An 11819-nucleotide genomic window follows, 5' to 3' on the forward strand; every position below is an offset into this window, starting at 1 on the left:
CAGCTATTCTGCGTACTTATTATTTTTATCGATAGTTAATCTTGTAATATACTTATTTATATTTTAATTGAACCTCTAATATATTTATATGTAAGAGTTAGATTGGCATAACCTGTTTAGACATTCTCAATAGAAAAAAACGAATTCTTTTTCAAAAATCCGTTTTGTAAATTTATCGTTCATTAGTTTTTGTTCTATTTCCTATTTAAAATCGTTCCTCAGTAAGATCGACATTTACTGAAACTGCGGCTTTATTTCCTCTGGCAGCTGAAATCATTAATGAAGACGGTCGGGCTGTTTCAGTTTCTCCTGCGATATAGACATTTTTCTCAGAAGTTCTGCCAACCCCGTCCGTTATAACTTTTCCATTTTCATGTACATCACAACCTAACATTTCCACAAGCTTATTCGGACGGTAATACGTTGGCGCTACAAATCCAAAAGATCGTTCAAGCGTTTCACCTGATTCAAATTCTATTTTTTCTAGAAACCCGTCATTACCAATTAAGGTTTTTATCCGATCCTCTATTATTTCGATATTCCGGTTTTTTAACTGAGAAGCCGCCTCTTTCGAAAGTTCAAGGCCATTTGTCAGAACAATTAAATCCTGCGACCAGTTATATATTAATTTAGTCAAATGCATGACATGATCTTCTTTTTCCGCGATGACCACTAAAGGCTTATCCCGCTGTTCCCAACCATCGCAGTATGGACAGCTAAATAAACTTTTCCCGTAATAGTTTCTTATACTCGGTATGAAAAAAACCTCTTGAATGCCTGTAGCCAATATAACTTTTTCAGTCATATACTCCTTCTTATTAGATGCTTTGACAATAAATCTTTCATTATTTTTATCCTTGGTTATTTCAGTAACCGTTGCGTTTACGTAAGATACTGATGGATAGTCCTCCAATTCTTTTAGTCCTATTTCTCTAAACTCCTGAGGATTGGTCCGATCCCGTGTAATAAACCCGCGAGCCTCATGCGTCACGCGATTACGGTTCGTATTATCATCGAATAATACAACCTCTCTTCTAGCCCTGCCTAGAACTAAACTGGCACTTAATCCAGCCGGTCCTCCGCCGATTATAATACAATCCAATACATCCATTTTTATCACCCACTCATTTTGTTTCTAATTTCATTAAATTCCCAGTATTTATATAGAAAAAACATCAATAATTCTTTATGCCCTATCTTGGATATTTTGAACCAAAAATCCAGAAGTATCCTATAGTCATTAATTTTCATTTAAAATTCTTCATCAAAGTCGATGAAATAATAAAATAAATCAAAAAATTATAACTTTTTAATATATATTATAATTTTCCAAAATATCGATAGACAAAAGTCCCACAATAATATATTCTATTATTCGTCTTTGAAACCCTCATTTTGGGAATGAAAGTCAATACATAGGTAAAAGGTAGATGAAAATGAATATACTCAAAAATGTTAAGATAAAAACTAAGTGGATAGTGTTGATTTCACTTGCTATTATTGCAGCGGTCGCCATCACTGTGTTATTTAGTCAGTGGACAGTACGAAATATTTTAACGGAAGAAAATGAACAGACTTCTTCTAATAATGCTAAAAATGCTGTTGATCAAGTGTCATTAGGTTTGGAAACTTATGAAACAAACCTTTTACAATTCGGTCAGGTCATTGAAACGATTTTACAAAAAGATCAAGTGGATTTTTCACATATCGATAAAATTACCAGCACTATAAAAGAGAACAATGAAAATTACTTATCCGTCTACTTTATGGATTTTAATTCCGGCAAACTGCATTCCACACCTGGAATAGATTATGAGTGGGACGTACGTGACTCTCAAACATTTGCAAAATTGAATGCAAACCCCAACATGCAATGGATGGACGTCTATTTGGATACTGGTATTAACAAGTTAATGACTTCTGTTATTGCCCCGGTATTTAAAGATGATAAACTTGTCGGTGCGGTCGGTTATGATATTGATTTCTCTACAATTGGTGAAATTCGTGAAGGGATCGAAGCAAAATCATCTTCAAAACTAATGATTGTTGATCCAAATGGATTGATTGTATCTTCATTTATCGAAGATGGGGACGGTAAGAATATCATTGCTGATAATTCCGGCAAGATTGCTGGTGTTACCGATCTATTAGATACTTCCGAATTAGAGAAAAAGTTTAATTGGCTGTCAGATGCTAAAAATGGGAACAACCAAATTGAACAGTTTGTATGGAATGACGTGAATTATACAGGTGAAATACAAGTAATCGAGAAAAATAACTGGCAAATTGTCTCTTTAGTAGACGACGATAGTTATGCACAACAGTTAAATAAATTAACGATTGCAGGCTGGATCTCATTAGCGATTGGTCTAGTAATAGGATGTTTATTCGCCTATTTCATGGCACGAAAATTAGTGGATATTTTAAATAGCTTTAAAATAGTATTCGAAAAAACAGCAAGCGGTGACTTTATTTCACGGTTCGAGACAAAGTCAAATGATGAAATTGCAAACTTAGCAAATGAATACAACAATATGCTTGATGAAGTTCGCAATTTAATTAACCAAGTAAATGAAAATTCAATGGAAATCCAGCATTCTTCTAACAGTTTAGCTATTATTGCCAAGGAAAATGAGCAAGCGTTAAATAATGTTTCAAACAGCATTGAAGAGATTGCTATGAATACGAGCACACAGGCAGAAAAAATGCATGATGGCTCTACAGCTATTCATGTATTGGCTGATGGTATTGAATCTATAGAACTAAAAACTCAGCAGATGGTAAATGATGCGGATGAAGCATTGGTAGAAGTGCATACAAGTATTGATAAAGTGCAACAATTGGAGACATCCTATGCGAATTTAGAACGAGCGTTCAATGAAGTAACTGTCGTAACAGAACAGTTAGATGGAAAAACGAAATCCATTTCGAAAGTAACAGATGTAATTGCCCAAATTACTGAACAAACAAATTTACTTGCACTTAATGCTTCTATTGAAGCTGCTCGAGCAGGTGAACATGGGAAAGGATTTGCGGTTGTAGCAGAAGAAGTAAGAAGCTTAGCGGAAAGTTCAAAAGCGGCAACAACTAATATTCAGCAAATCATTCTAAGTATTTTAGAGGATACTCAGCAACTTGTTCATGTTATGAAGCAGACAAATGAGATTAGCGAAGATCAGAAGTTAGCAGTTAATACTGTAGATAATGCAATTCAACAGCTTTCCGATACATTAGAAAATATGAAAGTGTCGATTTCAAACACGATGGAAGATGTATCTACAATGCAGCAGCAAAAAAATGTCGTTGTATCTTCAATAGCAGTTGTTAATGAAATGACAACAGAAGTTACAGCAGAGACGCAAGAAATTGCGAGTTCAATCGAAGAACAAACATCCGCTACTTCGGAAGTAACGATGCATGCCACTCACTTGAATAAACAAGTTGAAAAATTAACTGAGTCTGTTTCAAAATTTAAGCTATAGTAAGCAATCATACGAAGGTACTGGACAACCCTTACAAAATAACAAACAGTTCAAATTTTATTTGTATAAAATTTGAACTGTTCTTTTTATAATGTAAAGGTTTAAATTTGTAGATAATACTAAACTTACTTTTCAAATACAGCTACTAAACGGCCTTTTACTTCGTGATTTTTCAGTTTCTCGATACCTTTGTCGACTTCCTCAAATGGAATTGTAATCAGATTCGGACTCATTTTTCCAGTAGCAAAACAATCATATACGCCTTGTAAGTCTTCTACCGATCCACCGTTGCTTCCTAATAGTTTAATTTCTTTTGTAATCATTAAATACGTATTGATATTGGATTCCAGTTTCCCCATTCCAACAATTACAACTGTACCTTGTACCTTTACAGCTTCCAAAGCATCAGACGTGGTTTGTCCGAAACCGGCAAAGTCAACAATGACGTCGCATTCTGCCTCTTTCATATCTAGTATCGTATCGTAAACTTTATGGGCACCCAGTTCATCAGCAAGTTTACGAGCTTCAGGAGAAACATCGGTAGCATATACTTCGCACCCTTTAATTAATGCCATTTGCAGAGCAAACTGCCCAAGTCCACCGACTCCGATGATTCCTAATTTTGTACCTTCTTTTGCTTGCCCGATACTAAAAAGAGCACGATAAGCTGTAATTCCGGCATCTGTTGAAGCTGCACCTTCTACAAAAGATACACCCTCAGGGATAACCACACATTGATGTTCAGGAACACGCACTTTTTCCGCGTAGCCTCCATCATAGTTATATCCGGCAGTTACTTTCGTTGCTCTATCCATTGGGTTAACGCCAACACGGTCCCCAACTTTAAAATTTTTCACACCTTCACCAACTTCAATCACTACCCCGGCAAACTCATGCCCCATAATTACAGGACCATTAGGGAAAAGTGGCATCCACCCGGGATCCTGTAATGCCGCAACATCTGAATGACATAGACCAGCAGCTTTAACATCAATCACAACATGACCCGGTATTGCTTTTGGATCTTCTTTCTCAATCAATTCCAGCGGTTTATTTGTACCTGAAAATAACCAACCTTTCACACAATCGCCTCCAGATTATATAATTCATCTTAAATACCCTCTTTATTTAAAAACAAATCAATGTTTTTGCGTAAACCAATGCCAGCAGAAAAAACACCCCAATACACATTTTTCAAATGAATATTGGGGCTGTGCTTATAAGAATCTTAACACTCTTTGTTATTCTGTTTTTGATTTTTATTACGATTTTGGTTTTGGTTAAAGTTTACTTCCTGAGCAAATTCTTCTCTATTTGCTCGTGGTCTGTTAGCATTTTGATTTTGGTTCTGCTGTTTTTTGTTATCCTGAGTTTTATTGTTTTTATGTTTGTTGTTACCCATTCCAACTCACCTCCACTAACAGTGTGTGTGGAAAGTAAATTTCTATCCCATTGTTTAACTAAAAGCTTTGCTGTAAATTTCACGCAATCCGGCTGCGTTATCTTGCCAATTTGTCGCTTCTCCATTGACGATTTGGCTAAATACATCAAGGCATCGATGCCATCCTGCCGCAGTATTCACTGCCCATGAAGCATCATCGAAAGTATGGGCAAAATTCATTTTGCATCCTTGTTTCTCTTCTTCCAATGAAATATTTATCAAATCATCAACTTCACGGAAACTAAACAAATAGGGCTTTTCCAGTTCTGTAATTGTTGCTGTATATGTTGTTCCTTCACCATCGTCAAAAGTAATCTGCCCACCAAGTTGGATATCCATTTCCCCTGTTGCGAAAGGATACCACTGCATGAAGTGTTCGGGACTTGTCAAAATAGAGAATACATCTTCCGGACTTACGGGAAAAAATCGTTCAAATTTTAAATTATAGCGGCCGTTCAATTCATGTAGTGTTCCGTAATCTTTCATCGTATCATGCTCCTACCCTTATAGTATTTATACCCTTTATTGTACTAAATATTTTGTAGCTAAAAGAGGAATCTAACATGAAATCCTCGCGACACTTTCACAACCTCCGATGCGTATGAGTATGCTAATAAAAGAGCCCAATTTCATTTTATTATTGAATGAAAAGTAGAGAGGAATGGTATGAGTGTATCCTTATTATACAAATGGTTTTACCTACCCGCTTAGCGCTTCCTATGCAAAACCCTTTTCCCAATATACTGCACCGCTTCGGCATTTTTTAACTCGGCAACAGAACAATCTCGATCAGCGTTGCATAAGTAAAACAGAGGCCGATTATATGGCGATGAATCGATTGCTTTGGATGGAGCATGTCAACTGGACGCGGATGACAATTATTAGCATTGTGTTCCAATTGCCTGATTTACCATTTGTACAAAAGCGCTTACTGCAAAACGCAACTGACTTAGGCAATTGTCTGCGCCCATTTTACGGCGACCAAATTGCGGATTACTACGCTAAGCTTATTCAAGATCACCTAGTCATTGCTGCGGAACTTGTAACAGCAGCTGTCAAAGGCGATACTAATACAGTGAATGCTAATGAAAAAGAATGGTATAAAAATGCGGATGACATTGTTTTATTTTTAAGCAATATAAATCCATACTTATCTAAAGATGCATTGCAGGAAATGTTCTATAAACATTTAGAGTTAACTAAAAAAGAAGCCGTGTCAATGATTCAAAAAGACTATCAAACGGATATTGAAGTGTTTGATGAAATTGAAGCTGAGGCATTGGCTATGTCTGATATGATTGCTTCAGCAATTGTCATGCAGTTTTATTATCGGTTTAAATGTCCTTTCAACTGTTAAATATAACGGAATTGCTCGTTAAAAATTATACACAATACCAGTAAATAATTTACCACAGGTGACTATCTCAAACCTTTAAAATACACTTATTTCCATCTCAATCGACATGTAACGATTCAATTTTATCCTTCCAGGCCATATATTCAAAATTTATTTATGCAACCCAAGTAGAAGATCTTTTATGTAGAAATTGTAATTATATAATTCTAAACACTCAAACTTAAAATAAATCTAGGTGCTTCTCCTACTTGGGTTAGCCTTCATCTTGGACACCTAAATTGGGTGGATATATCAAGTTAACTAGTACGAACTAGTTAACTTGATATATAGTCGTACTCGATAGCCTACAGATTAACATTAAATGATACATTCTTTAGATGGACGATAATAACCTAATTTTTTAATACAAGAGATCATCGTAGTAGGAGTTACTGCTCATGCACCGGCATTTTTGGGAAGTACGCCGTTTCATACATGCACACCGCTTGTTTCGTGAAGCTCCATGTTTCTTGCACGTGCACCCGCATTTTCGGGAAGTTCGGCATTTCCCGCACGTGCTGTGCCCGCATTTTCGGGAAGTTCGACGTTCCCCGCACTTGCTGCACCCGCATTTTCGAGAAGTTCGACGTTCCCCGCACTTGCTGCACCCGCATTTTCGGGAAGTTCGACGTTCCCCGCACTTGCTGCACCCGCATTTTCGGGAAGTTCGACGTTCCCCGCACTTGCTGCGCCCGCATTTTCGGGATGTTCGGCGTTTTCCGCAAGTACTGCACCCGCATTTTCGGGATGTTCGGCGTTTTCCGCAAGTACTGCGCCCGCATTTTCGGGATGTTCGGCGTGAAGTTCCATGATCCCCGCTCGTGTGATGTTCATTACCAATAGGGTCTTGGTACATGAAGTGACTTAAACCTAAGTCGTTCGCCATATTTACTGCATTCTGGATAAATGACATATTCAAACCTCCTTTCATCTTTTTTGGGAAAGAAGGTGAATTCCTTAGTCCGAAACAACTTATACTCTGCACTTTTCCTTCCCTTATCGTACTATATGAAATTGAACTAAAGGTTTCAGAGTCAATCGCATAGTTTTAGAAAGTAAAATATAAACTCTATATCTTTTTGCGAGCCTTATTTTTTTGGTTTATGAGAATTTAATAATGAAAGGAAAGAATTCGAGTGGATAACAGCAGAATAATACCTGAATATCAGCTTTTTATTCACCCTCTAGATTTAAGTGAACTTCGGAAAGACATATGGTGTGACGACCCTATCCCTGCAAAGCTAACAGTTAACAAAAGAAAGTATGATATTGATATCGCCTATCGTGGCTCCCATATACGGGACTTCCGGAAAAAGTCATATCACATTTCATTTAAGAAACCAAGTTCATATAGAAATGTCAAAGAAATTCATATCAACGCAGAATATAAAGATCCTTCCCTATTAAGAAATAAACTATCACTTGATTTTTTTAATGAAATTGGTTGTTTATCACCAAAGTCTCAATTTGTAAATATTAAGTTGAATGGGAAAAATGAGGGGCTTTATTTAGAACTAGAATCAGTGGATGAAAATTTTCTTAAAGATCGACAACTACCACAAGGGCCAATATTCTATGCGGTTGATGGCGATGCTAACTTTTCGTTGATGAGTGACCTTGATAAAGATATAAAGAAATCACTTAAAGTTGGCTACGACCTAAAATATGGAGAAACACAAGATGAATTATATTTGCAAAATATGATTATTAAAATTAATACTATTACAAAAGCTGAATTTGAGAATGAAATTATGAAATATATTAATGTTGATCAATATCTCAGGTGGTTAGCTGGCGTTATTTTCACCCAAAATTTTGATGGTTTTGTTCATAATTATGCTTTATACCAGAATAGCGAAACGAGGCTATTCGAAATCATCCCGTGGGATTACGATGCAACATGGGGAAGGGATGTAAACGGGAAAGTGATGGAGGAAGACTATTTACGAATCGAAGGATTTAACACGCTTACAGCAAGAATTCTCGATGTAAAAATATTTCGGCGACAATATAAAAATTTGCTAAAAGAAATTATAAATAATCAATATAATGTAGATTATTTGAAACCGAAAATACAAAATTTGCATGATTTAATAAGACCTTATGTTCAAAAAGATCCTTATAAAAAAGACGATATCGATTTATTTGATATGGAACCAGAATATATATTGGAATTTATTGAAGCGCGGGCAAAATATATAAAAGGAAATTTAGATTCGTTAGATTAAGTTGTTGCATCATCTTGAAAAACCCTCTTTCCAATACAAGTTGTCAGTATCCTTACTTTAAATGAATAAAAACCACGAGTCGAACTGGTGGTTGTTATTTGTTTTCACGTTTACAGCAACTATAAACTAAAAAACAAATAAGGATAATTAAAAACTAATGCTTTTAACTTGAAAAAGGGCATCCAAAATCGAACAAACGATTTTGGATGCCTCTTAGTTTCTATTGAACAGAATAGCTTACTTTTACTCTTCTGTTGTAGTATCTTCTGCAGCTAGAGTAGGAGGAGGAGTTAAAGCAGAAAGTAGTGGAACAGTTGCAGTTGCTCCTGCACCTATTGTAACTTGTTGGACTTGTAATACTTTTACAGTCAGGTCAAGCACAATTTTTTCACGTAAAGTGTGGAAAGATCCATCATGGTATGTGGAGTGCGGTGAAAAATCAAGTTCAAAGAAGTTGGCAGCAACTAACTCACCATATGGCTGCTCATTGTATTTCACAAGATTTTGGAAGAAGTATTTATCCAAACGAGCGTCCGTTTGTGTTTTTTCGTTAAGGAAGTTAGCTTCTGCACTTTCAGAAATACCGATAATCGGTAAGTTGATGAAATCTCCTGTTGCAGCATTTAAATCTGCAAAACCTGAGAACCGAACATTTGCAATTCGGTCTTGAAGCGGTGCATTATAATCAGCAGAAGCGTATTCAATATTTTTACGAATATATCCTCCTACAAATAATTTAGCTCTTGTTGCTCTGAAATAGTCAGTGCCAGGAATTCGTGTAAATGCTACTGGTACTAGTTTTACTTGATCCAGGAATACATGTTTTTTAACTCGTTTAATTTCTGTTGCTGGCGGATAAAGAGAAATATCTGCTTCAACGACAATTTGAAGCGTTCTTTCTGCAAGTATTACTGGAATTTTAAAGAAAGGTGTAATTCCTGTAGTAACAGGAGTAATTGGTGCATCAGGTACAGGAATTTGTTGTTGTGATTTAACCCCAAAATCCTCCCCTTGTTTACAACTTTTAGCTTGCTTTGCATAGCCATCGTTCATTGAATGGCCATCATTCATTGAATAATTTTGATCCATTGTCTAAAACCCTCTTTCTTTTTTGTTAGAGTCAAAGTTTCACTCTACATACCTAACATATGAATGGATGATTTTATGTCATAGGCTAGTAAAATAGTCATATGATTCAATTTTGGAAAACATTTTTATGCAATTAAAGAAGTGGAGTTTTTAAATATTTACAGTATGGCTGAAAAGCATGTCCTTCTTTTCCCCATAAAAAAATGCTACTCTATGATTATTTCGAGTAGCAATCCAGTTCTATAAATTGGTCCTGCATGAAATGAATAGACAATTGTGCGACACCATTAACCTGCAGCTGTTTTTCCGTTGAATTTAATTCTTGGTGCCATACAAAATGGACTTGCTTTAATTGACTTTGAATAGGTTCTGAAAATTTTTGGTAATCTTCGTAATGGTAATTGGAGTCATGTTCATGTTGAGCTTGGAATATAAATTCCTTTTGATTACTATAAGAAAGATCAGGTACTGTTATCCAATTAACATTTACTATTTTTGTCCATGGAATAGAAATTTTTAATGATTGAATATTGTTCTCCAATTCTTTGTTACTAAATTCAATTTCTGCAACACATTCACCTTTTAGAAAAACGGTCTCCGAAGGTAATACAACTTTGCAATCAAGCAATTGGATGGCCCATTCTACTTTTAATATATTATCAAGTAACATTAACAAATCAATTGTTTCATTAATATCAATATCTGTTTCCAATTCAGTCAGCAACACTGGCATTTTAACAGTTATTGTTTTTTTCTTTTCGATAAGATTGGTAAAGTAAGTATTTTTTTGGAAAGGCTGCTCATCGTTTATTTCCTTATAGCACGCTATGTTATATTGGTTATCTTTGTTAAAACTATCATCATCAGATTTTTTGTCTTTAAAGTTTGTAAATAAACTATCCTGCTTTTCTTCCTGCAATTCATCGCTTTCTGAAAGTAGTATCGTGGAAAATTTGTCTTCCAAAATTTCGTGTTTTTCTTCCAACTCATCAATTTCTGCTTCATGCGTGTTACTATCCTGTCCGGCATTTTCATCAAACGCATCATTATCTTCTGCGCCCATGTCACCGTCTCGCTCTTCTGCCTCCAACTCATTGCTTTCTGAAAGCATCGTGTAGAATTTATCCACCATCTTGTCGGTATTTTCATCAACTGCGCCGGTATCTATTGCGTTCATGTTATCGTCTTGCTCTTCTGCCTCCAATTCATCGCTTTCTAAAAGCATCGCGACAAATTTGTCTTCTACACTGTCGGTATTATCTTTTAACGCATCGTTTTCTCTTTCATTCTTGTTACTATCTTGCCTTTCTTCCTTCGACTCATCACTTTCTGAAAATAACTCTAAAAATTTATCTTCAAACGTGTCGGTATACGTTTCAACTTCTTCTTCAATCATGTCTTGCATTAATATTTGCGATTCATCATTCTCTGAAAACAGGCTAAAAAATTTATCTTCCATAGTGCCGTAATTTTCTTTCAAAAATTTATTATTCTCTTCATCATTAAAATTTTCGTGTTTTTTATAAACTTGATTTTCTGTAAGGTTTTTATACTCTGGATCATTGGTATATTCATCTTCTAAGTTATTTTCTGGTGTGGATGTACTTTCACTCGAATTTAATAAGACATCGTTATCAAATTCGCTTTCTGGAAGTGGTGTAAATCCTTCCTGTATAGAAGTCGCATCTTCAAGCATAAGAGAGAATTCCTTAATTAAATTTGAAACTACTTCTTCCCTGCTCTTTTTCTCTATATGAGAGTCTTTGTCTGGAACAATATTAACTTCTGATGTATTTTCATTCAGAGGCTTTTCTATCGACTCAACCTTTGGTGGCGAAAACATAACTGGTTTTGAATCGTTTATTTTTCCAAATTGATTATTTACATAGAAGGAATGCTTTTTTGTATTGTCATAATCATTTTTTTTTCGACCTTGTTGATTTTCCTTCTGTTCGAATCCTCCCTGATTATCTATAGAAAAGTGAATTGAGTTGGTTGGATTTCTATAATAATCATAAACTTTACCTTGAAATGAGTCGGGGTATACATATTGATTACGGAAATTATTCATCGCTTTTGGAAGGAATGCTTATAAGCACTCCCTCCTTTCCCCTCCTTACGAAAAGCTAAAGATTCCTTTTCACTCTAGTAAATATTCACCGGTCATATTTTTAAAATTTCTA

10 protein-coding genes and 1 pseudogene are annotated in these 11819 nt (G+C 35.5%); 3 read left to right on the plus strand and 8 right to left on the minus strand.

Features of this window, described 5'->3' with window-relative positions; translation table 11 throughout:
- Nucleotides 1-205 precede the first annotated feature (205 nt).
- Nucleotides 206-1111, minus strand: coding sequence for an NAD(P)/FAD-dependent oxidoreductase (locus B5473_RS03615; RefSeq protein ID WP_079523705.1), 906 nt, complete (start codon nucleotides 1109-1111; stop codon nucleotides 206-208).
- Between the two features lie 367 nt (nucleotides 1112-1478).
- Here B5473_RS03615 and B5473_RS03620 point away from each other — a divergent pair, with 367 nt between their 5' ends.
- The gene (locus B5473_RS03620) at nucleotides 1479-3482 is read left to right on the plus strand and encodes a methyl-accepting chemotaxis protein (protein ID WP_254865233.1); all 2004 of its coding nucleotides are present in this window, start codon (nucleotides 1479-1481) and stop codon (nucleotides 3480-3482) included.
- A gap of 125 nt (nucleotides 3483-3607) precedes the next feature.
- Here B5473_RS03620 and B5473_RS03625 read toward each other — a convergent pair whose 3' ends face one another.
- The 3 genes from B5473_RS03625 to B5473_RS03630 form a co-directional block, all read right to left on the minus strand.
- Nucleotides 3608-4564, minus strand: coding sequence for a zinc-binding dehydrogenase (locus B5473_RS03625; protein WP_079523707.1), 957 nt, complete (start codon nucleotides 4562-4564; stop codon nucleotides 3608-3610).
- Between the two features lie 146 nt (nucleotides 4565-4710).
- A complete protein-coding gene (locus B5473_RS20580) occupies nucleotides 4711-4884 on the minus strand; it encodes a hypothetical protein (RefSeq protein WP_176142009.1) in 174 nt (57 codons plus the stop codon).
- A 54-nt stretch (nucleotides 4885-4938) separates the two neighbouring features.
- Entirely contained in the window at nucleotides 4939-5409 is a 471-nt protein-coding gene (locus B5473_RS03630) for an SRPBCC family protein (RefSeq protein WP_079523708.1), read from the minus strand.
- 184 nt (nucleotides 5410-5593) lie between these two features.
- Between B5473_RS03630 and B5473_RS03635 the strand changes: the two genes are divergently transcribed.
- The gene (locus B5473_RS03635; RefSeq protein WP_079523709.1) at nucleotides 5594-6280 is read left to right on the plus strand and encodes a hypothetical protein; all 687 of its coding nucleotides are present in this window, start codon (nucleotides 5594-5596) and stop codon (nucleotides 6278-6280) included.
- A 468-nt stretch (nucleotides 6281-6748) separates the two neighbouring features.
- Here B5473_RS03635 and B5473_RS03640 read toward each other — a convergent pair whose 3' ends face one another.
- Both B5473_RS03640 and B5473_RS21180 read right to left on the minus strand, forming a co-directional pair.
- Nucleotides 6749-7153 (minus strand): hypothetical protein, encoded by a 405-nt coding sequence (locus B5473_RS03640; protein ID WP_139377674.1) that lies wholly within the window; start codon nucleotides 7151-7153, stop codon nucleotides 6749-6751.
- A gap of 10 nt (nucleotides 7154-7163) precedes the next feature.
- Nucleotides 7164-7250: pseudogene (locus tag B5473_RS21180) on the minus strand (CotG/ExsB N-terminal domain-containing protein); the annotation flags it as partial.
- Between the two features lie 205 nt (nucleotides 7251-7455).
- Here B5473_RS21180 and B5473_RS03645 point away from each other — a divergent pair.
- Entirely contained in the window at nucleotides 7456-8547 is a 1092-nt protein-coding gene (locus B5473_RS03645; protein ID WP_079523711.1) for a CotH kinase family protein, read from the plus strand.
- 243 nt (nucleotides 8548-8790) lie between these two features.
- Here B5473_RS03645 and B5473_RS03650 read toward each other — a convergent pair whose 3' ends face one another.
- A complete protein-coding gene (locus tag B5473_RS03650) occupies nucleotides 8791-9600 on the minus strand; it encodes a CsxC family protein (RefSeq protein ID WP_079523783.1) in 810 nt (269 codons plus the stop codon).
- Nucleotides 9601-9853: 253 nt separating this feature from the next.
- A complete protein-coding gene (locus tag B5473_RS03655) occupies nucleotides 9854-11707 on the minus strand; it encodes a hypothetical protein (RefSeq protein ID WP_079523712.1) in 1854 nt (617 codons plus the stop codon).
- Nucleotides 11708-11819 lie beyond the last annotated feature (112 nt).

The sequence above is a fragment of the Solibacillus isronensis genome (assembly GCF_900168685.1).
GTDB lineage: Bacteria > Bacillota > Bacilli > Bacillales_A > Planococcaceae > Solibacillus > Solibacillus isronensis_A.